Genomic DNA, 22,843 nt, shown 5'->3' on the forward strand with positions numbered 1-22,843 from the left:
TCGTCGGCATCCACGTGGATGTTGCCGGTGACGACGATGACCACCGGCACCGGGCGGGCCTGGATCGTGACCGGGGCGCTCGCCAACTCGCCATCGAACGTCTCGAACTGGTAGTCGTACCCCTTGGCCGGGTCGATGCCCGCGTCGGTGAAGGGCGTGGCCGTATCGGTCGCCAGCAGCACGTAGGCGGATCCGCCGGCATCGCGACGGCTGATGCGCACCGGGTGTGTCGCGCTGTAGACGATGACGATCGACGTGCCGCTGTAGGTCGCGGTGAAGACCTCGGGCGCGGCGGGCTTGTCCGGTTCCTCCACCGTTGGCGGAAGCGGTCGGGTGGCCCTCACTAACGCCCGTTCGGACTCGTACCCCTGCGCGTCGATCGACGACAGGTAATACCGCGTCTCCCGACCGGGCAGCGACGCCGTGTCGGTATAGGCCAGCGTGCCGGCGGGCAGGTTGATCGTCTCGGGGATAGTTTCGGGAACGGTCGCCGGTTGCCCGGTGGCGTCGATCGTCTGGCGGTCCAATGAACGTTCAGCCAGCACCCGCCAGCCACTGACCGTCTCGGCGTTCCATTCCAGCAGGTTGTGCATGGGCGTGGCCGTCGCGGTGAACCCGACCGAAGGTGCCGACCGCTTCGGCCTCGTGACCGTCTGGCTCGCGCTCGTTGACGACTTCCCCGTCGCCGCGTCGTAGGCCACCACGCGGTAGCTGTACTGCGTCCCAGGGGCGGGCAGGTCGGTGTACGTCGTCGCGTTCGCCGCCAGGGTGGCGACCAGCGTCGAGGCGAGGTAGACGCGAATCTCCGTCCCAGCGGTGGCCGCGAACGTCAGGACCACGCCGTCGGCGGTCGCGTCGAGCGACGACAGGACCGGCGCGGCGGGCGCGGGGGTGCCGAGCGAGGCTAATTTGATGCCGATGGTGGGCATTTAGTGTGGTAGAATCGGGGGATGAGCGACGAAAACAGCTACCTGCCGGACTGGGGCCGAAGCACGACCGAAACGGAAATATCGCTGATGCAACAATGCTGTACGATCCAACCGGGGAACGGTTATCAGATCGTGCCAGCCGATCGCCTCGCCTATAACCCTCTCACAGCCAAGGGCGACACGTCGAACCGCCTGCTCATCATCCGACACGGAAACATGGTGGCGGTCATGCTGGAGGATTCGGAATCGTTCAAGATCGCTGAGGCTCATCCACGCGATGCGCTGTTGATGATATTGGGCGGGCAAATGTGGCTCGTGCCGCCCAATTCAGGCAAGGTCATTCACAAAGGCGAGTCAATGACGGTCGTAGAATGGTCTACGCTTCCCGCCGTGTTTCCGCCCGACAGCACGCCAGATGGGATCAACCACCAGTCATCGCCACCTGATGCGTAGCACCATTCGTCCGATAGCCGCTCGACGGCCCATCGCGGCAGCAGCTTGCGAAGTTTCTTGACGACGTGCGTCGTTCGCTTTTCGGTGTTGCCGAACATCTGTTGGGCGATCTGCCAGTCTTTCAAGTCATCGCGGAACAGCATTACTTCCACCCGGCAACCACAAAACACCACAAGCCGATGAAAGCCCACCAGAACAGCGGGTCCGTTGGCGCGGCCTTGCGGCCCATCCGCACATTCTTGGCTGAGCGCATGGCCACCACCCAGAACACGGGCAAAGCGCATAGAGTGCCAATGAGACGCAAGACGTTTGCGACGAAATGCCAGAACTGATCATCCATCATCCCGCCACAACCTTGAACTGATTGGGAAATCGCGTCTTTCCATCGACCGACGTGACGACGCCCTCAAGGTTGACGGTCATCCCCACTTCGCGGGCCTTCTCGGTCGCCAACTGCTTCTCCAACTCCGCCACCCGTCCCCGCAAGTCCGGCTTCGGCGCCCCACCGCCCGCGATGGGCGGCCTTGCCTTCACCGTCACTTCAAACACCACCGGCGTCCCCCGCTTCCCCTTGGCATCGGCCGGCGTCACCTTCACGGTGTGGACGCCCTCGCTCATCGCCGGGAAGTTCGGCACGCCCCCGTCGTCACCGAACGCCCAGAGGGGCGATGCGCCTTCCAGCCGTTCCTTCCCGCCATCCACAGAGACGTACGAGCGGTCGCCGCCCTTCAGCCAATATTCGATGTTGAACGCACCGGCGACGGTCGCCTTCGTGCATCCTTCGAACTGCTGACCGTCCTGCGTGGACAGGGCGTGACGGATGACGGTGGGGTTTGACATGGGGGTTGGGTGTAGTGAACAGACCGGACGCCACAGCGGGCCGTCCTGCGCCTGCGCGGTGGCTCGGGTGCCGCAGACGTAGCACGGCAGCCGCCGGACGCCACGTTCGGTGTAGGGGCGACGGCGGCCGTAGCGTTTGAAGGGCATGACGACAACAGGTGTTTCCGCAGCCGTTGGTATCGCAGGGAATGGGAAGGCTACTGCTTCATCGCGCCGTTGCCGTTGCCGTTGCCGTTGCCGCTCCGGTTGCGGGCCTCGGATAGCAGGATGTCCAGCTTCGTCTCGATGCGCGTCTGATTCGTCTTGCTGGCGTCCACGTCGCGCTGCACCGTCTCGATGGTCCCCTGTTGCTTTGCCACGGTACTGGCCAATGTGGCGAGCACCGATTCCAGCCGCGACTTGTCGTTCGCGTACGGCGAGTGGCGATCGACGTAGGTCTCCATCTCCTGTCGGGAGATGGTCGACTCCTGCACGTATTCCTTCAGGTCCGCACGGGTGATGAGGTTGCGACCGAGCGCAATGTAGGCGGTCAGCCCGGTCAGCACGACGCTGACCATCGCCGTGAGGGCGATCTTCATCACGTCAAGTTTTCCGTGTTCGGTCATGTGTGTCATGCGTCAAAGGGTGTGCCGTGCCGAGACGACGTATGAGATTTGTGCGACGATGGTAGCGGAAGCGACGAGTTTCGCCGACTACCGAACCGGCTCATCCTGTACAGGTTCATCCCCCACCACCGCCACCGGCACGCGCGGGCGACCTTCTGCCGCAAGCTGCGCGTCAGTCTTGGCGTAGTCGGCCGTCAGCATCTCTTCGATCTCACGGTCGAACGCGGCATCCTGCTCGGGCGTGAGCGCGCCGGACATGCGGGCGGCCCGGCGCCATGCGTCGAACGCGGCGGCGGCGGCTTTGTAGACCTCGAACGACAGGGATAGCGCGGCTAGGGCACTCGTGGCGCTCATCGTTGGACTCCGGCTTGGGCCTTGGCGGCGTCGGCGGCCAACGCTTCCAGTTTGTCGATGGCTTCCTGCAACGGCCCATCCGCCGGCCGTCGCCCCGCCGCTACGTCTGCCTTGTACTCGACGGTCAGTCGCCGCACCTCACGGATGATGTCCGGTGCCTGCTGGCGAGTGCGATCGGCCACCTGTCGCACCAGCGGCGCGTTGCGCGTCAACCACTCCGCGTTGCGGTGGTCGAACTTCCAGAACTCTTTCAGGGTGCCGACGGCGGCGACCTGCGCCCGCTCCGTGTTGACCAGGGCGACGTTCTGACCCTTCTCGACGGGCGTGATAGCGCAGCCGCTCATCGTTCCGATGAACAACGTCCCAACGGCGGTAGGCAGCGCGACGGCCAGCAGCATGAGGATGCGGATTGCGAGGTTCTTCATTGGTTCACCTTGAAGATGTCGGCGGCGGTGGGCTCATCGGCGGGCGTTACTTCGACGACGGCGGGCTTTTCGGCCTTTGGCTTTTTTATCGCACCAGCCACCTTCTTGAGCTGGGCTAATTGCTTCAGATCCTCGTCATCGACCTTGAGCGCACCCGCCTTCAGCGTGGCGATCTCTTCGGCTTGCGTGGTGACCACGCGAGTGAGCCGGGCGTTCTCTTCCAGCACGGCCTTGATGTCGATTCCGATTTCGCTCACGTCGTACTCCAAAACGAGGATGCTCTTGCCCGTCGAACTGACGCGCGTCCGAATGCCATGCAAGGGAGTGCTCATTGGACGCGAGGGTATGGCTCGTCAGCGGGCGGCGTCGTGTTCTGCGTCACCGTCCCCGTCGCGTTCGTGCCGACGTTGACGGCCAGTTTGCCATCGACCGGCACGTCCCGGTTCTTCGCGTAATCGCGAACACCCTCGGCGGCGATGGTGATGCACCCGATGGCCGTCACGCACACCAGCAACCGCCAGTCGGCGGGGAACACACCAAACATCGTCGCCAGCAGCCCCAGCGAGAACTGGTACTTGCTGTCGGTAACGACGCGCAGGAATCGTTCGATGTTTTGGGGAACGGCCATAGATGTCACACCAGTTGCGGCGACCGGCGGTAGGCGGCCCAGCGGCGGCGGATGTCGTCGCGAGGGTTTACTTTCTCGTGCTCCACGAACGCGAGGAAGGTTCGGGGGCCAAACCTGTAGACGTCGTATTTCTTCACCGCTAGATACGGACTCACTTTTTGCCCGATGCGGGGTAGTTGCCGCGTGGCGTCCGTGAAGCTGTCAGCTTCGATGCGGATAACATTGAGTCCGTCGGGGGCCACCCATGCGGGGTTACATTCGGGAAGAGAATCGTCAGGTATCGGCGTTGGGTCGTCGGGCCGCAGCTGGACGTAGTTCAACGGGACGTACTTTTCGGCCGGTTCGCTCATCTCACTCCCTCAACAACACACCGCCAACGCCGCCATCAGCCACGCGACGACGACCCAGCCCAGGGCCGCGCCCGCGTCGTCCCCGAACGTGTTGGGCGGGTGGGGCATGGGGCGGTTACTTCTGCGAACGCTGGGCGTCGCGGATGTCCTTCAGCGTCTTCTCGCCGACGCGGACGGACTTGTCGGCCAGGATCTGCTCGTCGCTCTTGTCCGCAAAGTAGGACAACGGCTTGCCGGCGAAGGTGGGCTCGTCGGCGGGCTTGGATGGCGCCTTGCCCTTCGGCGCGTTAGCCTCGGCAATGCGCCGCTCGATATCGGCGCGGTACTCTTCGTGGGACGGGGGCGGGGTAATCTCGCGGGTGATCAGGTCTTTCATGGGGTCCTCGTTTGTTTAATCTGCAGCAGCAAATCGTCGATACGTTCCAGCAGCTCGGCGGCGTATAGGTCCGGGTAGCGGTTCCGTGGAACCGTCGCCGACCGGAACGTGATGCCCAGTTGGTGCGCAACTTCCGACGCGCTCTGCGCCAGCTTTAGTTCGGCCTGCGCGCGACGCACGGCCACAGCGGTAGGGTCTGCCACGACTAACGCTCCTTATCCGTTTAGGCGATCGGGAACGGGTAGGCCGTCGGCGCGGCGTACGAGGCATTGCCGACGCGCAGGACGTGGGCCCCAACCCGATTCTTACCGCCGAAGCCGACCGCGGCGACGTAGTTGTTCTGCTGGTACGGGAACCGGCTCATGGGCTCGCCCTGATTGATCAGGCCGCGCAGCGCCGGCTGGGGGTACTCGCGCAGCGCCAACGGCTTGACCGCCGCGTCGATGGCGACGTGGACGATGTACCCGCTGGGGAGGCTGCTCCACTGCACGATGTACGTGTTCTCGTGCATCCCAATGTAGGTCATCGTGCTCGCCAGCGGCAGGTTGAGCCCGGGGGCCTGCAGCGGGTCGATCGTCTCGTCGCCAGTCGCGGGGATGACGCTGATCATGTTTCGCGTCGCGGGGGCAAAGCCAGCCAGCAGGCGGATGGCCGCAACCTGATCGGACGCCACGAACGCCACGATGCGGCTGCCGTTCTGCGGGTGCTCGATCAGATCGTTGTAGATCGCGGTGAACGGGTTGGCCGCATCGGAGATGGCGGCAGCCTGTGCGCTATAGTGGCTATCGGTCGCGGCGCCGTTGCTCGACTGGTAGACCACGTCGTCTCCGTTGGCCAGGCCGTAGACGGTCAAGTCTTCGCCCAGGCGGGGGTCGGTGAAGTTGAAGCCTGCGCCGTTGTAGAACAGCGGCGCCAGCATTTGACGACGCACCCACTTCGCGTAGGCCGAGACCATCTGGTCGAGGCTTTCCGCGAAGTCGCGCAGCGTCATCTGCTCGAACGTCCAGAAGTTCCAGCCTTCGGCGGTCCCTCCCTTGAACAGCGGTACGCCGGCGATGTACGAACCGCCGCCCTTCACCGGCTGCGGGCGACCGTTTTCGTCGAGCGCCTGAAACTCGTTGTCGGCACCGAGCCGGACCGCCAGCTGCGACTTGGTCGTCGGGTCGGCGAAGACGCGGACGTGCCGCTGGATTTCCGCATTGGCGGTGGCGACGGTCTCGAGCTGGGCCTCCAGCAACGCGACGCGGTCCACCTCACTGGCGATCACGTCGCCGTTTTCGTTCAGGTCGAGGTCCTTTTCCTGCCAGATTCCGTAAATGGGCATGGCGTGTACTCCTAAAGGGGTGTTTGCGGGTCGTGCGGTACTCGCCGCCGTGCCCATTTGGGTTAATGGTTGTTAGTTCGGGCAGTCGATGCGGACGTTCTTGTCGTACGCGGTCCCGGGCGCGACGGCGGTGCCTTCCAGCACGCGGCCGACGACGACGGACGTGGTGCCGGCGGTGTCCGCCAGCGTTCCGGTATCGGAGAGGTAGAGCGAGGCGTTGTACGCCTGCGTCACGGTGTAACCCGAGACGACGCCGTTCTTCATGCCGGTCAGGGCCTCGCCCGCCTTCACGGTGCGGAGTGCCAGGCGAGCGCCGGCGGCGTTCGTGGCGCTCGTGGCGAGGGACTGAATCCACTTGCCGCTCGTGTCCTTGCGAACGAACGTGCCAGCGGTGATGTCGGCAGCGGCGACGCCGTTGTCCTGCTCGCCCCATTCGACGACTTCGATTCGACCTGCGGTGGTGGTGGCTACGGTGGCCATGTGAGACTCCTAAAAGTGAGGGTTAAAAGCGGCTCGACGCAACGCTTGCCGCGCCGCCGTAGCCATTGGTTCGCCTGGGAATGTTAGAACCCGCCGGAGCCTTGTGGCCGTGGCTGCCGGGCGTGCCGCCAAAGCCGCTCGGGCGTGGGTTGTCTTTGATGTATTGGTCGCAGGCGGCCTTGACCGCCTTCGCGATGGCCGATTGGTCGGCGCCGGGCTGCAGGTCGAGCGTGGGCCGCACGTACCGCTCCGCCACGCCCGCGTAATCCTTGCGCGTAGGGTCAGCCAGGTAAACGGCAATCTCGCGGTCGACGGCCTTATCGTGCCGTTCCTGCGCGAGGTCGCGTTCCAGCGACTCACGCTTCGTGCGCTCGTCGGTGGCGACCTTCTCCCACTCGCCCTTGGCCTCGGCTTCCTTCCGGTCGCGTTCCGCCTTGTCGGCCGCGGCCTTGTCGGCGGCGGCCTTTTCCCACTTCGTGCGCTCGGCGGCGATGGCCGCGGCGATCTTCGCGTCGGTGTCGTCGGCCTTGGGTGGCTCAACGGGTTTCCCGGCCGGCTTGTTCTCTCCCTGCGACTCGCCCCCTTCATCGGGCGTGTCGTAATGGATGGAACCCATCAGGCTACGGTGGAACGTGTACGGGTTGGGGATTGGCTTGAACATAATTGTTTAGGGGTGAACGGTTAGCGTCGATACTCAACGCGGCAACGGCATTGGAAGGAACAGCGGCGCCCACCGGGCAGGATCATGTCGTCTATCGGAATCCAGCCAGCCTCGGTCAGTTCGACGCAACCGGGCACTTCCGGCGTCCCATCGCTGCAGGACTCGCTCGCGGCGTCGAGCACGTTGAACGCGAATCGGTAGCCGACGGCGACGTGGGACGCGTACCGCGACGCCTCGTACTGCTGCCGCGCGTCGGCGGCGTAGTACCCCGCCCTTCGGAGTACCGCGTCAGGATCGGTGTAAGTCCCGTCGGACAACGCCCGGGCGAACACGCCAAGGCGGACCAACGCGAACGCGAGGGCGGCGGCAAGTCGGCGGTCATCTTCGTCCGTCAACTGCCCCACGCCCCCGCCTGCCACGGCTGCGAGTGCGATTTGGTAAGCAATGAGCGTGTCGCGCATCGCCGATTGCCACTGCGACAGCGTGATGGACCCAGCCATCATCGCCCGCGTTGTGCGTTCGATCTCGGCGGCCATCGCATCGCTATAAGCGTCGACCGTCGCCTGTACCGCGTCGGGCAGCACGAGGCGGCGGGTGCCGATGCCGTAACGCTGTTCATCCCGAAGGAACCACCACGCGGGCGGTTGCGGGGGGACGGCTTGGCGGACGGCGTACAGCGTGGCGTCAATCATCCCCGCGTATTCGGCGGGCACGGCAGCGGCCCACGATTGGCGGGCGGCGTCACGACGTTGGCCCAGCAGGAACGGCAACAGGAATAGCCACTCATCCTCTTCCCGATCGGCCTCGGGCGTGCCGACGATCTCAAGGTCGGGGATGGCGAGGGCTTCGGCCATTACATCTCTTCGGAGGGAATCGACCCCGGCCCCGCCTTGCGGGCGATGATCGTCTCGACGTCCTCGACCGGACCGCCGGCAGCGACGGTCAACCCGGCCTGCGGGTCGGCCAGCTTGGCGAGCGCCACACCGTCGGCGATGTCGCGGGTCCGACGGGACGTTTCCAGTTCCACCTGCTTCAGCTGGTCCCACATCGTCTGCGGCAATGCCGCGCGAGGCTTGAAGCTGCCATGAAGCAACCTGCGACGAAACGCAGCGTCGGCGGCCTGCGCCGTCCCCACGCCCGTACCGTAATTGCTGATGCCCAGCAGGATGCGCCAACTTTGGGCGATCCGCAGGGCGTCCCACAGTGAGGCTTCGTAGCGGGCGCGGGCCTTGAGGATCAACTGTTTGACCGGCATCAGCAGGTTGCTGATGGATTCGCCAGACAGGCCGCTGAGGGCCTTCATGTCGGCCAGGACCATCTCGGGATAGTTCCGCATGAGCTGGCCGATCAACGACAGCCAATACTCGCGGGCCTCGCCCTGCTGTAGCTGCGGGACGATCGCCTGCAGGAACGGCGTCGGATCGTCCTTCTGTAGCTTGACGTACTTCGCGTAATGGCGGCCCATCATGAAGTTCTTGGGCGGGTCGCCGGCGCCGGCCGCCAGCCATTCGGGGTAACCGTGGTCGTAGACGCTCCACCCCTGCGCAGTGGCGATGAGGTTGATCCAGTCGATCGTCTGCCACGCGCCGTAGTGGGCGGGCAGGCCGCGGTCGCTGTCGTCGTCACCGACGTGCATCGCGATGACGATCGGACAGACGCCCAGGCGGTTCACCTGCTCGGCCGGCGTCAGTCGCTCCACGCCGTCATACTTGAGCGAGAACGACGTTTTCGTCAGTCGTTCCTCAACCTTCACGACCCGGCGTTTCTCGCCCAGTTCACCGTTGAGGATCTCATAGGCCAGCAGCACGTCGACCGCGTGCCCGCCCTTGTCGGTGTCGTAATCCTTCAGCCGCCTCGGATGCTCGAATTGGATCGTCACCTTGCGCCGGGAAGGGTCGACGGCATCGTCGCGGGCGACGACGCGCTGAATGCACGTCCCGAGGTTGGCCAGGTAGTTCTGGTAACGCTCCTTGGCGATGTCCAGTTCCGAGTCCTGCCAGATCGCGGTAATACCATCGCGTAGCGCGTCGCTCGGCGGTTCGCCCTTGGCGTCGTCGGCCAGTTCGATCTCGTCACCGAACGCGCCGCTCAGGCACGCTTGATAGGGGTCGACAATCGACTTCGTCGTCACCTGCGCGACGATCTTGGCCGTCTTGTCGTTGTCGTCGGTGCAATCCAGCCCGGTCAGGTCCTGGTAGATCGCGTCGAGTAACCCGCCCTCTTGTCGCGTCCGGTAGACGCTGCCGTGGTAACGCAACTTCCACTCGGCGTAATGGTTCGCCCACGACTGCCAATCCCACAGGAACGGCTGGTCGCGGAACCTCGCACCGTTGTGCATCGCCGTCTCGGTGCCGTAGAAGAGTGGGGAAGGCATTGGATCGGGTTAACGGCGGTGGCCGGCGGCTGCGAAGGGGTCGTGCGGGATTGATCGGCCACGGACGGACTTGAAGGCGTCGAGGTCCCAGGGCTTGCTTTCGTCGGTGAGGAACGCATACGCACCGCTCGCCCCGTCCCCTTGATCGTCGTGCGGCCCCAGCGGGAACGCGATCAACTCTTCAATGAAGTCTTCGTTCCATGCGGCGCTTTGCACGAGGAACACGTCGCCACGCTCGCACGCGGCGTTGAACGGGCCCGACCGCGTCAATTTAGAGTTACGGGGAATTCCGGTGAACCGGGCGTCGAAGCCGTCCAACATCCGCTCAAAGTGCGACTTGACGATCTTTCCGGACGCAGCCCCTTCCTGTTCGATGCGAATGGCCACGTCGCGGCCATCGGTCATCGCGTATTGCTTGATGCGATCTTCGACCACCTTCGCTGAGACGCGGGCGCGATGAACGTGAAGGATGTAATAACGGCCATCGGCCGTCCGCCCCATCTTCACGCCTGCGAGCCAGTCGGGGTCGTCGTTGCCATTCTCGCCCTCGGCGGTAGCGGCCAAGTCCCAGCAGCGGACAACCTTCGTCAGCTGCGGGACGCGATCAGCCTCGATGACCTTGAACCACTCACGCTTGAAGTAGCCGCCCTCGGGGTCGGTCGGGCGCTGCTGGAAGAGCGCAGACCACGTACGCCCTTGCTTGCGGAACGTCTCGAAGTGGTCGGCGGTAAACCATTCCTTCCACAAGCGTTCACCAATGGATCGGCCCAGCGGGTCGTCAGCGCGCTCGGCGATGGCCGGTAGACAGATGACGTGCCACACCTTGCCGTCGCGGCACCCGATCGGCCCCGACTCGCCCGCCCATCGCTCGGGCAGGATGCGCCCGGCCAAATCCTTCTTGTTCCATCGCGTCTGGACGATGATCTCGAATCCGCCGGGAATCAGGCGGGTCCGCAGATCGTCCTGATAAGCCTCAAGCGTCTTCTTTTGGATCGTCTCGCTGTCGGCTTCCTCTCGCCCCGCTACCGGGTCGTCGATGATGATGCCGTGCCCGCGGTTGCCGGTCAGACCGGACAGGATGCCGCCGGCCATGAACTCCGATCCGTTCGACAGCGACCATTGGTCCGCGGCGCTCGACTCATCGCTGATCGTAGCGCCGAAGATCGGGACATAGCCGGGGGAGCGGACGATCTGCCGGGCCCTGCGGCCCTGCTTTCGGGCGATGTCGCTGGCGTAGGATGCTAGGATGATCTTGGAGCCAGGCCGCCAACCCATGTACCACGCGGGGAAGACGACGCTGGTATACGTGCTCTTAGCCGAGCCGGGCGGCATGAACACCATCAGCCGCTGAATCTCACCACGGGCCACCTTTTCCAGATGGTCCAGTAGCAGCAGGTGATGGGCGGCTAACGTCGTCTCAACCGGCTCGAACAGCCAACCCGTCGGGTCTTCCTCGGCGGGCTTGCCGGGAATGTTGACGGCGTTAGCGAACCCGGTCAGAGACGCCCGCGCCCGCCGGCGCCTCAGCAGTTCCCGCGCTGCTTCTTGTGGCGATACGGATAAGGTCGTCGTCGCTGGCACGGTTCACGGTGACGGTTACAGTGGGGCTGCCCGGCTCTTGCACAATGCCCAGTATGCGGGCCAGCAGTTGCAGGTACGGGGCGGGGTTGTGCGTCTCGATCTGGCGTTCGATGACCGTCACCTCGCCGCCCTGCTCGATCCCCCTCTGCTTGTACTTTCGGATCTGGACGAACGCCCCCATCCGCTCGGCCTGGCGCCAGTCGATGACGGGCTGTCCCTCAGCATCCAGCGTGAGGAACGAACCCATATTCGACGCGGCAAGAGCGGCGGTCATCTCTCGCACCCAATCGGGACTGAGATTGGCGCGGGCCAGGCGACGCCCTATCGCTTCCCTAACCTTGACAAAACTCAACGTACGGGAGGCGGTCGATTCGAGGTTCCGGCGGTTGTCCGCGGCATAGCCAGCCATCTCGGCGGCCTTGGTGGCGTTACCGCCAGCGGGGCCAATGATGGCGTCTACGAACAGGCGTTGCTTGACGGTTAGGCCCTCATCGTCCCACGCGCCGTCGTCGACTTCCGGCCTCGCCTCAACATCCGGCAGCACGTACGGCTTGACTTCCGTGGCCTGTACGAGCTTCTTGGTTGTTCGCTTACCGGCCACGTCTTCACATCACTTCCAGGGGGTCGAGGGGTCAGGCGACGGCTTCGAGGCGATGGGTACGCACCCGGCCACGGGGGCAATGCCGCTGGCGTTCCAACCGTGGATACTTCGACACGGCGGCGTGCCAGTGTTGGCGGACGGTTGATTCGTCCTTCTCCATCACGGTGGCCACCTGACGGAACGACGCGCGCTCATGGACGACCAGCAATGCCACGCGGGCCTGTAGCTGCGTTAATCCCGTCTTCATGAGCACGCGAACCATCTACCAGAGGGACGGGTGCGGGGTATCGTTTGGCGTAAGTACAGCAACCGCAAGGGGTAGAAAAATTGAATTGGTACACAACTACGGACACATCATGCCCCACCGGTGGCCGGTAGAGTCAATGTCGCGGCGACGCTTGCCCCGCAACCGGGCGATTCGACGATTGAGACGACGGCGGCGAACGGCAGACATGAGCCCCCACGGGCGGTACTGATTCTGGTACGCGTCGGCTATGTGCCTCAACGGGTATCCGCTGGTGCGACTGAGCAAGTGAACGTTGTTCAATTCGAGGTATGGCCGGGGCGTGCAGAATGTCCTCATCAACATTTCCCGCGCCCGCGCGAACTCAATACCCGGCACCAACGGCGACAGCTTCAGCGTCGGGCAACTCGCCGTCGCCTTCATGTAGAGGGTACTATTCAGCCCAAAATCTATCCGAGGCTTTCCGCTCATCCCATCACCTCTTTCCGTTCTCCGCGTCCCCAATTCCTTACCTCTTCCACGTCGCTGACCGCCCTGCCCAGAACCTCTTTCGGGTCGATCCGCTCGTCCACCTGATCGCCCGTCCGCAGCACGCTGGCCCGGCGCAGGTCCGCAAGCGAATCCCGCTGCTTGTCGCTCAGGGCGGCCCACCACGGCCAGACGCCGACGAACTCGCGCCGTAGCACGTCCCAGCCGCACCGGCGGGCCTGCCAGTAGGCGTAGTGGTCGAACATCTCGGGCGGTGCCGGCGGCCAGTTGTAGTCCCACGCGATGCCGAGGAACGCGGCGTAGGGCGGGCGCCACATGCGTTTGGTCATCCGGGCGACGACCAGCCGCTCGTGGCGCTGTCGCTCCTCCCGGGTGGCCTGCTGGCGTTCGGCGGCCTCCCGATCCTTGCGCAGCTTCTCCAGGCGGCGGATGTCTTTTCGGTTGGCGACGGCTAAGGGGCTTGCCATGCTTCAATTCTACGCTATATCTGGGGCGATTCAATTAAAAACCACTAGGGGTGGGGGTTAGGCGGCCTTTTCCTGCCCGTCGTCGCGCGAGTGGTAGACGGATGGGCGGATTTAATCTGGGTAGTATGAACGAAATCATCGACCGTAAGCATGGTAACCACAGAGAGATATAACAATGTATATTTAATATATACTCATATTACTTATTCTCTTTCTATCTTTCTCTCCCTGAAAACGAGGACACCTACAGACTCTCTGTAAGAGACTCTATAGGTGAGTAGTATTTAATTAATCGGAAAAAGGGAAACGACCCCTATGAGTATATATTAATTACGCGGCCACATAAACCGTTGCTGGTGCGCCCCTTGCGGCCTTTTTCTGCGTCTTAATGATTCTAGCATTAATTACTAGCTCGTTCAGAGCTTCGGTCCGTACGCGGGGCTGCATACCTTGGGTGAGCCGGGACAGCTGCGTGGTGGTGACCCCATCGGCGCCGCCGGTCCGAATTGCTTTCAGTACGCGATTGATCTCGCGTCCGAACTCTGACGACGAAACGTTATCTTGAACGGAAATGACGAGTTGGGTGACGAGGTGTTCGACCAGGGCAACGGCGTACGCTGCCACGTCGGCCGTGACGCGCGGGGAGGTGTACTCAATGCCGCAGGCCAGGATGAGTGCGACCTTGCGAGCATGTTCGACGGCCCGTGACCAAAGGGCGTCCAGAGAACTCGAGCGATGGGCAGCTTTTTGGTCCCGGCATCGAACGACGAATCGACGGAACTCCGCTTCTGCGTCCGGTTCAAAAGGGACCAGGATGGGATGCGTGCGAATAACGGCGTCGATATTGCCAGTGTCAGGCGGTGCCGGCAGCCGTCGGACGTGCCATGCTTTTACCATCGCGAGGATTTCGGAGGGAACGGCCCCGGAAACAACGTCGTCATGTTCCTTCGGATCCGGGTCATCCGACTCGAAGATGATCATGCGGCCCAGAAAGCCGTCAGCGATCTCGTCGGGGGAGAGTCCGTCGTACAGTCGCCCTGGGACGGTTGTTCCATACAGGCACACGTTCGGCTGGTCGACCTTCTTTCGCTCGTTGTTCTTTCGGTCCGCGAAGTCTTTGCCCAGCAGGACGGTGTTAGCGGAAGAGAACATCTTGGTGAGCAGGACCGGAATGGCGCGCTGGTAGTTCTGAGCGTACTTACTCATGGTCGCGCGGATCATGTGACCGATCTCGTCCAGCTGAAAAAGAACGGTGGGCTGTGCGTGAACGGTGGAGAACAGCGCAGAATCGGACGCGATGTCCTCGCCGCCAAGGATGGCGTCGACGATGCCGGCTTCAGCACAGATTTTCTTGATGCACTTTCGCGAATGATCTTTACCCGAGCCCGAAGCCCCTACGCCCAGGCAGTAGATGTTCGTTCTCAGATCCTGAGCCGTCGCCACCTTTCGGCCCAGCATGGTGCCAAAGAACGCGAGGCTGTTGGCTAAAGCGAATACAGGTTGCGGCTTGTACGCCGTCGCGTTGATCCAGCGGCAAAGTTCGCCGACAAAACCTGGGGGGTTAAGCAGGTCGGCAGGGAAAGGGGAACGATTCGGGAGCGTGGCCGACGGTTCTATCTCCGGCTCGCTCACGTACACCACGGCGCCGGGGTTCTTCGTAAGGTGCGTGCGGGCAACGCTCGCCGCCGTGCGGGCGAGTTCGGCAGCGGACAGCGGAGCAGGGTTGTTCTCGTTCCATCCGTTCAGTTTACGCATGACCTCATGGAGGCTATCACCGGCGGTGATGAACTGCCCGGCCAATGACGCGGCGGCGGTATTGCGTCCGCCAATAGCAACGGGGGAGCCGTCGGCTTTAACGGGGCCGGCCGTGAAGGCCAGATTGCCTGCCGCCAGCTGACCGATCTTAAGTGAACCGGGGCAAAGCCAGTCCGGAAGATCGGCCAGCGGCACGTCATCGGGGTGGGACGAGCTTTCCCATTCGTAATGGTTCCCGCTCATGTGCCGACTGGGCGGCGCCACGATGTAACCCCCTTCCCCGCGGGCATCGATGCCCGGAGCGATCGCGTTGTTCGAGTTGCGAAAGCCGGGGATGTAGTTGAAAAGCAGGTGACGCCCCAAACCGCCGGTTTGTGATTCGGGGGTGTGAGGGAGAAGGCCGTGAGACGTTTCTAACTCGTCCAGGCTCGCGTCGCCGCCATGACGCGGGTCCACGTCGATCACGATAAAGGACAGGCCGGTTCGAAGCCCGATGTTGGCGTCCGGCCATCGCGTCCACCATGCGGTGATCTGCGCGGCGTCCGTCGTCGCGTCAGACAATCCGTTCTTCGTGCGCGGGTGCTTGGCTGGACTGCTGCACTCGCCCTCTTTCTTCCCCTCTGGCCGCCCGCAGCTGCAGCGCAGCTCGCCCGCCTCCCCCACGGGGTTATGCAGTGGGAAGACGAGCCAGCCGCGAGCGGTGTAGGCTAGTGCGTGTTCAAGCAAAGATCGCATGCGGTTTATCCGTTCTGAGGGTGATCGAAGTAATCTCCGGGTACTTTGTCACCTGCCGAACCATGATTGATTCGGTCAGGTCAGTCAGCCGGTGGGCCAGGAACAATGAGCCCATGGCGTCGGCTACCGTGGCTGGCACCGGCTGACCGAACCGGCGTACCCACCACTGGTGGGCCTTTGTTTTGGCGTAACCATCGTGTTCCAAGCAGATGTATTCGCGGTAACGCTCGATCGGAGTGGGGCCGTAGTAGGTAACCCGCAGTGAATCGGGCTTGCCCGGCTTCGAATGCACGTCAACGATCACGCGAGCGACATGCACCCTGAAGGATTCCGAGGATCGCAGGATTGACGCGGAGTCGGCGTGCGCATCATGCTGGCCCTCACGTGGGGGGAACTGATGATGGCACGCGGGGCATTCAACGGCGGCCGCGTGAATGATCTCCTGGCATTCAGGGCATTCTTTCGTGGGGGCTGGTGCAGACGGCTTGCCCTCGCAGACGCTCGATTCTCTCATCCGGATCGCGTCGATCGGGCCGTGTCGACGAACGTTGCCACCGAAGTCGAGAACGAGGCAGTCAGTTTTGCCGGGATGCAGCCGGAATCCTCGGCCAGCCATCTGCACGAACAGCGACGTGCTCTTCGTGGGCCGTAACATCGCGATTAAGTCGATGCGAGTGACGTCGAGCCCGGTCGTAAGGCAGTTCACGTTGCAGACGGCTCGAACGGTGCCGGCATCGAGCGCGGTGATGATTTGATCGCGTTCTCCAGGGTTGGTGTCCCCCGTGACGACGGGTGCCGTGATTCTGTACGAGGCAAGTTCCCGGCTGACGTTCTCGGCATGGGTCACCGAGCAGCAGAAGATCAACCAAGACCCGCGATCGGCCCCACGCGAGACGATCTCGCGAACGGCACCACGGACCATGTCGTCCGTGTTTGCTCGAGCCTCTAGGTCCGACACGATGAAGTCGCCGTTCGCAGTGCCCACGCCGACGGTATCGATGGCAGAAGAGGTGCCTTTCGAGCGAAGAGGCGACAGGTACCCCGCCTTGATGAGCCTCGCGATGTCGGCCTCGTAGCACACCTCATGCAAGATTTTACCCGGTCCGGTAATGAAGCCCCCGGACAATCGGAACGGCGTGGCCGTGAACCCGATCACGATCAGGTTCGGGTTCATCTTTTTGCAATCGTTGATGAATCGGCGATACATGCCCTCCCCTGTCGTGGGGATCAGGTGAGCCTCGTCGATGATCAGAATGTCGAACGGGAAAAGATCGAAGGCCCGTCGATAGATCGACTGGATGGCGGCGATCGTGATCGGTGCCGATTCGCGACGGCGCAGCCCGGCCGAATAGATGCCGACCGGCGCCGCGGGCCAGACCTGCAGTAGCTTTCGTTCCGCTTGGGAAAGAAGTTCCTTAACGTGCGCCAATATCCCGACCCGCGGGGCCGGCCACTGTGGGTGGTTGAACCAGTCGTAAATCAACGACGCAAATACAACGGTTTTCCCGCCAGCCGTCGGGATGACGACGAGCGGGTTTGTGTGCTTCTCCGCGACGTGACGATTCACGGCGTGACGAGCTTCTAACTGGTAGTCCCGAAGGATCATACTTCGTTCATCCTCGCGACGGTGGCCATGCGATCCTGTCGTTCGGACCACTCGTTAAATCGTTCGCCGATGCGGACGTGAAGGATCTTCGACGCGGCCAGCTGCGACATGTCAGCGTCAGTCAGGTCGAACGCCGTTGCCAGCATGAACGCTGGCCGGCCGTACCCCTGCCAGTACTCGCGGTACAAATTGACTTGTCGAAGCATGGCGCCAACGGAGGTCGCCCGGGACTTCACTTCGATGATCAGTTCTTGGTCGAACGAGCCGGAAGATGACTGAAAGAAAATCTTGTACAGCACGTCGAGAAAACCGATGGTCTGCTTGTAGCTGCCCTGTCCTTTTGTGAGTGGCACTTCGGTCGCGCGAGCCACGGAGCGGACCGTGACTGGCGCGTGAGCGGGAATCATTGCAGCGACCTGCGTGGCGACGTCCGGCGTCATCAGGTACTGGCAAATCCGATCGTGCAGCCCGTCGGCCTTGTCGGGGTCGGCGAACCCAAGATTGGCGATCAGTGTCCTATCCGTCGCTCGCACGGTTCCTCCTTGAAAAGCAGATATGTTGCTCACTGCAGCACCTCCACGACTTCCCCGCCCAGCGTGGATTTAGCATCTTCCACTGCCCCGGCACCGACGAGCGAGGCTGGGAGGATGGAGAGTTCGACGGAGCGATAGCCGGGGGTCTGTTTCGTGTTCCGCCACGTCGTGCCGTCGAGATTGCGATATTCCACCCAATCGCCGTCGGGCGAGTAGCCAGCGTCGATTGCCTCGGCGAACGGGATGGTCTCGGGTATGAACAGATGATCGGGGCACGCGCGGGCCTGTTCGGCTTCAGCCAGTACGCGGTTGTGTTTGGCGCAGGTCCACGCCCCCCGGCCGGTCATCTCGGCCGTCGCGTGGACGCACGACCTGCAGGTGACGGCGGGCAGTTCTTCCCCAAAGCATCGCGCCCGGTGTGGGCAGTAAACGCACGGCGGCTTAGCGGCCGATTCGGCAATGCGTGCCGGCGGGTTCTTGGCGGCCACGACCTGCCCAGCAAAGGAAAGCAGTCGTTCGGCGTCCGCACGTACTTCTTCGATGCGAAGCCGCTCCGAATAGAGCTCGTCTGTGTCTTTGTTCACCGCCAGGTACAGCCCCCGGGGCAACTCGGCCAGGAGCATGCCGACCGACAATTGCGCGAAGTGCTCCGGCTTGGCTTCCCGCAGGCCTTTACGGCGTAGTTCCGTAAAAGACTTGTTCGAGTGCGTCTTGAACTCGCAGGCGTGCCACGCCTTTCGGGCCTCGGGGACGCCCAGGGCAGCGCCGTCGATCTTGCAGACGAAATGCCCGGCGACGGCGGTGTATTCGAACTGTTGCCCGGTCGCAGGGTCGACCGTGTGAACCTCCGCGCCGATGGTCCGGAGGTTGGCCGCGAATCGCTCCTCCGCCAAGTGGCCGGTTTCGAACAGCCGAAGCATTCGGCCAGCGAAGGCTTCCTTCCCGGCCCAGCGGAAATCGAACCAGAGCTTTCGCGCGCACGGATGGCCGATCTGGGACGCGCCCAGCCGTTGCGATAGGCGGGACTTTTCCGCCTTCTCATATGCCGCGTATATCGCGGCGACTGTGGCTGAATCTTCGGGCGGTTCGGGTAACTTCGCCATGCTTTCTCCTGCTAAAGCCGGCGGTGACTGTTACGCCACCACCGACCGAAAGGGGGACGGTTACGACGCCTTTCGAGCCCATGGCGGTTTGCCGGTAGACGCCGCCGCGCCCGCTGCCGCAGGCTTGGCGACCGGCGGCACGGTGCTGCGCGGCGCCGTGGCACCCGATAGGCTCGAATAGCCCTTGATCTCGTTGCGCGGCGAGTACTGCCCATCGCCCGGCTTCACGATGACGTGAATGATGCACGGGATGTTGTGCAGCTCCGCCGAGTCCGAAACCCGCAGCTTGCCGACGGCGTGACAGATGGCCGACAGGTCCTTCCGGGCGATCTCGACCGCCGTCGCGTTTGGGTTGTCCAGGTTGAGGTTCGACCAGACCTTACGGCCCTTGAACTCACCGTCGGTGATGGTCCACGTCATCGCGAGCCGCTGCCCGGTGCCCGCGGCGGTGGCCTTCATCTCCGATTCGGTGATCATCGCTTCGTACTGGTCGGGCGGGATCGGCGTCATCGGTGCCGAGGGTTCCACGTTGTTCGCGTCAAAGTCTAAGTTTGCCATGATGTTTTCCTTTTCTGAGAGGGTTACAGTGTCCGTGTCCGTTTCGGGGCTCACGCCCCGCGTCACGCGGCCGGTGCCGCCTGCGATGCCTTGGTGACCTCCGCCATGAACTCTTGCCAGTTCATGGGGATCTCGTATGGCAGTTGCCCGTACGCGCCACGGCCGCCGCCAGGATGCGCCGGCCGTTTTTGCGTGTAGATCTTTCGCTCGTTCGTGCTCGTAGCGCGGCTCGCCTTTTTGTTGAACCCCGCGTCCTGCTTGTTCACGATCGTCTTCACGTTCGCGAACAGGATGGAATCGGCCCAGCGAAACAAGGCGTTGCTGGCCTTCTCCTGTACATCGAACAGGTAGGTGTCGTACGGGTCCGCGAGCGGATCGTTAAACACCTTTACCTTGACGTGCCCGATGATGATCGTGGCCATGCCGCGTTCCTCGCGAAGCGCGTCGAGCCCGTCCATCAGTTCCTGCCAAAGCTTCAGGGCCTCCACGTAGCCCTTGCCGAACCCGCCACCGACACGCTCGATAGACGGGACACCGGCGTTCGCGCACGTCTGTTCCCAGACCAGCCGCTCGAGCGTGCTGGCGGAGTCGATCACGACCGTCTTGTGATCGTGCTCCTCCTGGTACAACACGCGGATCGCTTCGAGCACGTCCGCGTACGACCGGGCGGTGGGGAACTTCGCCACGTCCAGGTCGTCGATGCCTTCCTCTCCCTTGATCGGAATGAAAACAGGATTCTCGGCGCCGCCGGCGAACGTGGACTTTCCGATCTTTTCCACGCCCAACAGGACGATGCGAGGGGCCTTCAAAGCCCGTCCCTTACTGATGCTGGCCAAACTGAGTGCCATGCTGTCCCTTCCTTTCAAACTTCCCGCCAGCCGTTAGGCCGCCGGGTCGTCGTGTGCGGTGGTCGCTTGTCACAGTCGTGCCGTCCGCCCACTGGTTGTGTCGATCTAAGAGCCACCGCCGCGGGTTAGGCGGCCGTGGCCCGCTCGTGGGTTATTGCATCACATCCATCGTGACCAATCCGCCCGCGGGCTTTTCCGTTTCAACCACCTGCGCCGCTGCCCTGTTCTCGCGCCGGATGGTTCGGTAGACCTCTTCGCGATGAACGCCGACGTCTTTCGGGGCAGTTATGCCCAGCCGCACCTTGTCCCCGCGGACGTCGACGATCGTGATTTCGATGTCGTCGCCGATCATGATTCGTTCCAGTCGTTGTCGTGATAAAACCAACATGGCGGCGTCCTTTCCGGTTGATCCCCTCAAGTGCTGGCCGGGCCGTGGGTGTGAGCCCGGCCAGTTGGGGAGGGGGAAACGTTGCTTCGTTACTCGAACCGGTCGCCCGTATGCTTTGCGTCCCACTCCGCCTGCTCTTGCTCGTCGGTCTTCAGCTCCGGCCGGTCGATGTCGTCCATCAGGCGATTCAGGCACCGTGCGATGTGCTCGGGGTGGTAGTGCTCCTCCAGCCGGTGCCGCCGGACGACGACCGCGGCCTGCTCGAGCGTGGGCCGTTCGGGCGCCGGCTGGTGGATCGCGGTGGTTTCGGTTTGTTGTTTGGTCATGTTCAGTCTCGCTGGTTTGTTGTTGATGCCGCTGACGATGTCCGCGATATGGTCGATCAACGCAGCCGCTCCGCTTCCGCATGCCGCGTCTTCACGAGGTCCTTCTTCAGTTCCAGCAGCCGCGTGTAGATGCCGTCGGCGGTGTCGGCCTCCAGGTCGTCCATGATGTCGGTCAGCTCGTCGGCGATATCGACCCGCGCGCACCATCGGCGGTCGACGTGGACCTTGTCGGGCTGGTACGTGCCGAACGCCGGGACGAAACTCATGCGGGGCTCTCCGCTCTCGTCAGCGAATGCCGTTGACGACCATGGGCTGTGGGGGTTAGTGTCGATCATGTCGTACCTCTCTGTTAGGTGCGGCCGTGCCGACGGGTGCTACTAACACCGCGTCGGTTTTTGTTTGCCCTGCCGGAACGTCCGGGGAGGGCCTTCAATCGCCCCACCACCCCGTTAAGGCTGGCGGGCGAACACGTGGAGTCGTCCCTACACCACCTTCATTCGCTGCCGGGGCAGGTTCGCCTTGATCTGCTGCAGCGTCACAATCGCGTCCGATGCCAACGCATCAATCTGCTCGGATTCCGGCACCGTCACGTTGTTGTCTTCCGTCGCCGCGTGAACCGCCTTCAGCGTGGCGTGTGCCTCGCCGTTGGCCCTTACCGCGTGGGCCAGCATGTCGCCGCCGTCCGAGTCGGGCGCGAAGCAGACGATCAGCCCCGTGCTGGCGAACGCCGCCTGCCCGACGTGGAGGCGGACGTCGCTCTGCATGCGCTGCAGCCACAGGTTGACGGTTCGGTAGGTGGGGTCGGTGTTGCCTGCGAGGTAGTTGTAGACCGTGCGTTCCTCGCAACCGGCCCAATGCGCCAGCTGCTTCACCGTCAGCTCGCCCGCGTCGATGTAGTGCTGTAGGGCGGCGACCAGCGATCCGAAGTTCATTGCGTTCTTAGTCATGGAAGTGAAATCCGTTTCGTGGGCCTGCGGCTATCGTTAGATGCGTTACTTAGGCGGCGGCGTTCGGGTTACGAGCGTCGTTGGCGCTCACCGGTTGGTTGCCGGTGGCGGTGAGCTGCGGCCGAAGGGATTCCAGTTGAACGAATCGCTCTTTGGCCACGTCGCGCAACGTCTTCGTGAGGGTCTTGTGGCCCCGGCGCTGTCGCTCCGCCTCAACCTGTCGCTCGAACTCTTCATCACGAATGTTGATTGCCATGATGAGGCGATTATGTAGCGATTTAGTACCGAAGTCAAATATATTTGTAGCGATTTTGTATCGCATCGCTACGCATTGTTGCCTAAATCGTTACAGTGTCGTAACTAATGAGGGAATGCCGGTGTTTGGAGACGCGTTCAATAAGTTGGTCACCGAAGAATTGCGGTGGTCGATCCGTCGTTTTTCGGCACAGACAGGATTGAGCACCAGCACGTTCAATCGCATCAAAGCGATGGACTCGCCTCGCGAGCTCTATCCTTCAACGGTTGAGAAGATTACTGCGGGGCTCGGGTGGTCAACCGCGGAGTTCAATAGCTGGTGGGCCGGCGTGCAGTACGGCGACCCCGTGCGACGGCTGCGAGCGCGCATGATCGATATGCGGGTGAGCGTCGAACAACTGGCCGACGCGACGCAGCGCGGCTTCGATGCCGTTGGCGCGGCGCTTGAGAATCCGCGCATCATGAGCCGCGAACTGTTTGAGGAACTGAGGGCGGCGCTAGACCGAATCGGTAGGGAGCGTGCGGAAGGGACCGCCAAGCCCAAGGGGGACGCGGGGGCGGGCGGGAAGTCAAAGGCGGGGTGAGGGGCGAGGGGTACGGTCTTAACT

At 63.0% G+C, this 22,843-nt stretch carries 33 protein-coding genes; 2 read left to right on the forward strand and 31 right to left on the reverse strand.

The annotated features are described in order from the left end of the window. Nucleotides 1–929 (reverse strand): hypothetical protein (locus VGN72_06500; GenBank protein ID HEV7299000.1); only part of this gene is annotated, 929 nt, incomplete at its 3' end. Between the two features lie 21 nt (nt 930–950). Here VGN72_06500 and VGN72_06505 point away from each other — a divergent pair. After that, nucleotides 951–1,382 (forward strand): hypothetical protein, encoded by a 432-nt coding sequence (locus tag VGN72_06505; protein HEV7299001.1) that lies wholly within the window; start codon nt 951–953, stop codon nt 1,380–1,382. 142 nt (nt 1,383–1,524) lie between these two features. Here the strand turns inward: VGN72_06505 and VGN72_06510 are convergent, their stop codons facing one another. From VGN72_06510 to VGN72_06655, 30 genes are all read right to left on the reverse strand, one after another. Next, nucleotides 1,525–1,725, reverse strand: coding sequence for a hypothetical protein (locus tag VGN72_06510; GenBank protein HEV7299002.1), 201 nt, complete (start codon nt 1,723–1,725; stop codon nt 1,525–1,527). Continuing rightward, on the reverse strand, nt 1,722–2,222 hold the full coding sequence (locus tag VGN72_06515; protein ID HEV7299003.1) for a hypothetical protein: 501 nt from the start codon (nt 2,220–2,222) through the stop codon (nt 1,722–1,724). Before VGN72_06515 ends, VGN72_06510 begins: the two co-directional genes overlap by 4 nt. A gap of 197 nt (nt 2,223–2,419) precedes the next feature. Next, complete coding sequence (locus VGN72_06520) at nt 2,420–2,827, reverse strand: hypothetical protein (GenBank protein HEV7299004.1); 408 nt, start codon at nt 2,825–2,827, stop codon at nt 2,420–2,422. Between the two features lie 87 nt (nt 2,828–2,914). Then, a complete protein-coding gene (locus VGN72_06525; protein ID HEV7299005.1) occupies nt 2,915–3,181 on the reverse strand; it encodes a hypothetical protein in 267 nt (88 codons plus the stop codon). Beyond that, nucleotides 3,178–3,606 (reverse strand): hypothetical protein, encoded by a 429-nt coding sequence (locus VGN72_06530; GenBank protein ID HEV7299006.1) that lies wholly within the window; start codon nt 3,604–3,606, stop codon nt 3,178–3,180. The genes VGN72_06525 and VGN72_06530 overlap by 4 nt, the downstream gene beginning before the upstream one ends. Beyond that, nucleotides 3,603–3,863, reverse strand: coding sequence for a hypothetical protein (locus VGN72_06535; GenBank protein HEV7299007.1), 261 nt, complete (start codon nt 3,861–3,863; stop codon nt 3,603–3,605). The genes VGN72_06530 and VGN72_06535 overlap by 4 nt, the downstream gene beginning before the upstream one ends. Nucleotides 3,864–3,934: 71 nt before the next feature. Beyond that, nucleotides 3,935–4,234, reverse strand: coding sequence for a hypothetical protein (locus tag VGN72_06540; GenBank protein HEV7299008.1), 300 nt, complete (start codon nt 4,232–4,234; stop codon nt 3,935–3,937). Nucleotides 4,235–4,239: 5 nt separating this feature from the next. Beyond that, nucleotides 4,240–4,584, reverse strand: a complete 345-nt coding sequence (locus VGN72_06545; GenBank protein ID HEV7299009.1) for a hypothetical protein — start codon at nt 4,582–4,584, stop codon at nt 4,240–4,242. A gap of 115 nt (nt 4,585–4,699) precedes the next feature. After that, a complete protein-coding gene (locus VGN72_06550; protein ID HEV7299010.1) occupies nt 4,700–4,960 on the reverse strand; it encodes a hypothetical protein in 261 nt (86 codons plus the stop codon). Continuing rightward, nucleotides 4,957–5,163 (reverse strand): hypothetical protein, encoded by a 207-nt coding sequence (locus tag VGN72_06555; GenBank protein ID HEV7299011.1) that lies wholly within the window; start codon nt 5,161–5,163, stop codon nt 4,957–4,959. The genes VGN72_06550 and VGN72_06555 overlap by 4 nt, the downstream gene beginning before the upstream one ends. 20 nt (nt 5,164–5,183) lie before the next feature. Beyond that, a complete protein-coding gene (locus VGN72_06560; protein ID HEV7299012.1) occupies nt 5,184–6,284 on the reverse strand; it encodes a hypothetical protein in 1,101 nt (366 codons plus the stop codon). A 72-nt stretch (nt 6,285–6,356) separates the two neighbouring features. Beyond that, nucleotides 6,357–6,764, reverse strand: coding sequence for a hypothetical protein (locus VGN72_06565; GenBank protein ID HEV7299013.1), 408 nt, complete (start codon nt 6,762–6,764; stop codon nt 6,357–6,359). A gap of 22 nt (nt 6,765–6,786) precedes the next feature. After that, nucleotides 6,787–7,425 carry a hypothetical protein gene (locus tag VGN72_06570; GenBank protein ID HEV7299014.1) on the reverse strand — a complete coding sequence of 213 codons (639 nt, stop codon included), beginning with the start codon at nt 7,423–7,425 and terminating at the stop codon, nt 6,787–6,789. 20 nt (nt 7,426–7,445) lie between these two features. Beyond that, nucleotides 7,446–8,279, reverse strand: a complete 834-nt coding sequence (locus tag VGN72_06575; GenBank protein HEV7299015.1) for a hypothetical protein — start codon at nt 8,277–8,279, stop codon at nt 7,446–7,448. Beyond that, on the reverse strand, nt 8,279–9,799 hold the full coding sequence (locus VGN72_06580) for a hypothetical protein (GenBank protein HEV7299016.1): 1,521 nt from the start codon (nt 9,797–9,799) through the stop codon (nt 8,279–8,281). Before VGN72_06580 ends, VGN72_06575 begins: the two co-directional genes overlap by 1 nt. A 9-nt stretch (nt 9,800–9,808) precedes the next feature. Further along, nucleotides 9,809–11,380: a phage terminase large subunit gene (gene terL / locus VGN72_06585; GenBank protein HEV7299017.1), complete on the reverse strand. Its 1,572-nt coding sequence runs from the start codon at nt 11,378–11,380 to the stop codon at nt 9,809–9,811. Further along, on the reverse strand, nt 11,283–11,981 hold the full coding sequence (locus VGN72_06590; GenBank protein HEV7299018.1) for a terminase small subunit: 699 nt from the start codon (nt 11,979–11,981) through the stop codon (nt 11,283–11,285). The genes terL and VGN72_06590 overlap by 98 nt, the downstream gene beginning before the upstream one ends. A gap of 31 nt (nt 11,982–12,012) precedes the next feature. Continuing rightward, nucleotides 12,013–12,228 carry a hypothetical protein gene (locus VGN72_06595; GenBank protein ID HEV7299019.1) on the reverse strand — a complete coding sequence of 72 codons (216 nt, stop codon included), beginning with the start codon at nt 12,226–12,228 and terminating at the stop codon, nt 12,013–12,015. Between the two features lie 464 nt (nt 12,229–12,692). After that, entirely contained in the window at nt 12,693–13,181 is a 489-nt protein-coding gene (locus VGN72_06600) for a hypothetical protein (protein ID HEV7299020.1), read from the reverse strand. A gap of 330 nt (nt 13,182–13,511) precedes the next feature. Beyond that, nucleotides 13,512–15,671: a bifunctional DNA primase/polymerase gene (locus tag VGN72_06605; GenBank protein HEV7299021.1), complete on the reverse strand. Its 2,160-nt coding sequence runs from the start codon at nt 15,669–15,671 to the stop codon at nt 13,512–13,514. Further along, nucleotides 15,655–17,277 (reverse strand): DEAD/DEAH box helicase family protein, encoded by a 1,623-nt coding sequence (locus VGN72_06610; GenBank protein HEV7299022.1) that lies wholly within the window; start codon nt 17,275–17,277, stop codon nt 15,655–15,657. Before VGN72_06610 ends, VGN72_06605 begins: the two co-directional genes overlap by 17 nt. Continuing rightward, nucleotides 17,274–17,810 (reverse strand): hypothetical protein, encoded by a 537-nt coding sequence (locus tag VGN72_06615; protein ID HEV7299023.1) that lies wholly within the window; start codon nt 17,808–17,810, stop codon nt 17,274–17,276. Before VGN72_06615 ends, VGN72_06610 begins: the two co-directional genes overlap by 4 nt. A gap of 29 nt (nt 17,811–17,839) precedes the next feature. After that, complete coding sequence (locus VGN72_06620; GenBank protein HEV7299024.1) at nt 17,840–18,913, reverse strand: hypothetical protein; 1,074 nt, start codon at nt 18,911–18,913, stop codon at nt 17,840–17,842. A gap of 60 nt (nt 18,914–18,973) precedes the next feature. Beyond that, nucleotides 18,974–19,471, reverse strand: coding sequence for a DUF669 domain-containing protein (locus tag VGN72_06625; protein HEV7299025.1), 498 nt, complete (start codon nt 19,469–19,471; stop codon nt 18,974–18,976). Between the two features lie 62 nt (nt 19,472–19,533). After that, the gene (locus tag VGN72_06630) at nt 19,534–20,319 is read right to left on the reverse strand and encodes an ATP-binding protein (protein HEV7299026.1); all 786 of its coding nucleotides are present in this window, start codon (nt 20,317–20,319) and stop codon (nt 19,534–19,536) included. A gap of 151 nt (nt 20,320–20,470) precedes the next feature. Continuing rightward, entirely contained in the window at nt 20,471–20,707 is a 237-nt protein-coding gene (gene csrA / locus VGN72_06635; GenBank protein HEV7299027.1) for a carbon storage regulator CsrA, read from the reverse strand. 89 nt (nt 20,708–20,796) lie between these two features. Beyond that, nucleotides 20,797–21,033 carry a hypothetical protein gene (locus VGN72_06640; protein ID HEV7299028.1) on the reverse strand — a complete coding sequence of 79 codons (237 nt, stop codon included), beginning with the start codon at nt 21,031–21,033 and terminating at the stop codon, nt 20,797–20,799. A 56-nt stretch (nt 21,034–21,089) separates the two neighbouring features. Beyond that, on the reverse strand, nt 21,090–21,299 hold the full coding sequence (locus VGN72_06645; protein HEV7299029.1) for a hypothetical protein: 210 nt from the start codon (nt 21,297–21,299) through the stop codon (nt 21,090–21,092). Between the two features lie 216 nt (nt 21,300–21,515). After that, nucleotides 21,516–21,980, reverse strand: coding sequence for a hypothetical protein (locus tag VGN72_06650; GenBank protein HEV7299030.1), 465 nt, complete (start codon nt 21,978–21,980; stop codon nt 21,516–21,518). Between the two features lie 49 nt (nt 21,981–22,029). Then, nucleotides 22,030–22,236, reverse strand: coding sequence for a hypothetical protein (locus VGN72_06655; protein ID HEV7299031.1), 207 nt, complete (start codon nt 22,234–22,236; stop codon nt 22,030–22,032). Between the two features lie 115 nt (nt 22,237–22,351). Between VGN72_06655 and VGN72_06660 the strand changes: the two genes are divergently transcribed. After that, complete coding sequence (locus tag VGN72_06660) at nt 22,352–22,819, forward strand: hypothetical protein (protein HEV7299032.1); 468 nt, start codon at nt 22,352–22,354, stop codon at nt 22,817–22,819. Nucleotides 22,820–22,843 lie beyond the last annotated feature (24 nt).

Source organism: Tepidisphaeraceae bacterium (genome assembly GCA_035998445.1).
Lineage (GTDB): Bacteria > Planctomycetota > Phycisphaerae > Tepidisphaerales > Tepidisphaeraceae > DASYHQ01.

Bases quoted from the DNA above. Each gene is read 5' to 3' on its own strand.
- VGN72_06505 (HEV7299001.1), top strand. From the start codon at position 951: ATGAGCGACGAAAACAGCTACCTGCCGGACTGGGGCCGAAGCACGACC.
- VGN72_06510 (HEV7299002.1), bottom strand. From the start codon at position 1,725: ATGATGGATGATCAGTTCTGGCATTTCGTCGCAAACGTCTTGCGTCTC.
- VGN72_06515 (HEV7299003.1), bottom strand. From the start codon at position 2,222: ATGTCAAACCCCACCGTCATCCGTCACGCCCTGTCCACGCAGGACGGT.
- VGN72_06520 (HEV7299004.1), bottom strand. From the start codon at position 2,827: ATGACCGAACACGGAAAACTTGACGTGATGAAGATCGCCCTCACGGCG.
- VGN72_06525 (HEV7299005.1), bottom strand. From the start codon at position 3,181: ATGAGCGCCACGAGTGCCCTAGCCGCGCTATCCCTGTCGTTCGAGGTC.
- VGN72_06530 (HEV7299006.1), bottom strand. From the start codon at position 3,606: ATGAAGAACCTCGCAATCCGCATCCTCATGCTGCTGGCCGTCGCGCTG.
- VGN72_06540 (HEV7299008.1), bottom strand. From the start codon at position 4,234: ATGGCCGTTCCCCAAAACATCGAACGATTCCTGCGCGTCGTTACCGAC.
- VGN72_06545 (HEV7299009.1), bottom strand. From the start codon at position 4,584: ATGAGCGAACCGGCCGAAAAGTACGTCCCGTTGAACTACGTCCAGCTG.
- VGN72_06550 (HEV7299010.1), bottom strand. From the start codon at position 4,960: ATGAAAGACCTGATCACCCGCGAGATTACCCCGCCCCCGTCCCACGAA.
- VGN72_06560 (HEV7299012.1), bottom strand. From the start codon at position 6,284: ATGCCCATTTACGGAATCTGGCAGGAAAAGGACCTCGACCTGAACGAA.
- VGN72_06565 (HEV7299013.1), bottom strand. From the start codon at position 6,764: ATGGCCACCGTAGCCACCACCACCGCAGGTCGAATCGAAGTCGTCGAA.
- VGN72_06570 (HEV7299014.1), bottom strand. From the start codon at position 7,425: ATGTTCAAGCCAATCCCCAACCCGTACACGTTCCACCGTAGCCTGATG.
- VGN72_06575 (HEV7299015.1), bottom strand. From the start codon at position 8,279: ATGGCCGAAGCCCTCGCCATCCCCGACCTTGAGATCGTCGGCACGCCC.
- VGN72_06580 (HEV7299016.1), bottom strand. From the start codon at position 9,799: ATGCCTTCCCCACTCTTCTACGGCACCGAGACGGCGATGCACAACGGT.
- VGN72_06595 (HEV7299019.1), bottom strand. From the start codon at position 12,228: ATGAAGACGGGATTAACGCAGCTACAGGCCCGCGTGGCATTGCTGGTC.
- VGN72_06600 (HEV7299020.1), bottom strand. From the start codon at position 13,181: ATGGCAAGCCCCTTAGCCGTCGCCAACCGAAAAGACATCCGCCGCCTG.
- VGN72_06605 (HEV7299021.1), bottom strand. From the start codon at position 15,671: ATGCGATCTTTGCTTGAACACGCACTAGCCTACACCGCTCGCGGCTGG.
- VGN72_06610 (HEV7299022.1), bottom strand. From the start codon at position 17,277: ATGATCCTTCGGGACTACCAGTTAGAAGCTCGTCACGCCGTGAATCGT.
- VGN72_06620 (HEV7299024.1), bottom strand. From the start codon at position 18,913: ATGGCGAAGTTACCCGAACCGCCCGAAGATTCAGCCACAGTCGCCGCG.
- VGN72_06625 (HEV7299025.1), bottom strand. From the start codon at position 19,471: ATGGCAAACTTAGACTTTGACGCGAACAACGTGGAACCCTCGGCACCG.
- VGN72_06630 (HEV7299026.1), bottom strand. From the start codon at position 20,319: ATGGCACTCAGTTTGGCCAGCATCAGTAAGGGACGGGCTTTGAAGGCC.
- csrA (HEV7299027.1), bottom strand. From the start codon at position 20,707: ATGTTGGTTTTATCACGACAACGACTGGAACGAATCATGATCGGCGAC.
- VGN72_06640 (HEV7299028.1), bottom strand. From the start codon at position 21,033: ATGACCAAACAACAAACCGAAACCACCGCGATCCACCAGCCGGCGCCC.
- VGN72_06645 (HEV7299029.1), bottom strand. From the start codon at position 21,299: ATGAGTTTCGTCCCGGCGTTCGGCACGTACCAGCCCGACAAGGTCCAC.
- VGN72_06650 (HEV7299030.1), bottom strand. From the start codon at position 21,980: ATGACTAAGAACGCAATGAACTTCGGATCGCTGGTCGCCGCCCTACAG.
- VGN72_06655 (HEV7299031.1), bottom strand. From the start codon at position 22,236: ATGGCAATCAACATTCGTGATGAAGAGTTCGAGCGACAGGTTGAGGCG.
- VGN72_06660 (HEV7299032.1), top strand. From the start codon at position 22,352: ATGCCGGTGTTTGGAGACGCGTTCAATAAGTTGGTCACCGAAGAATTG.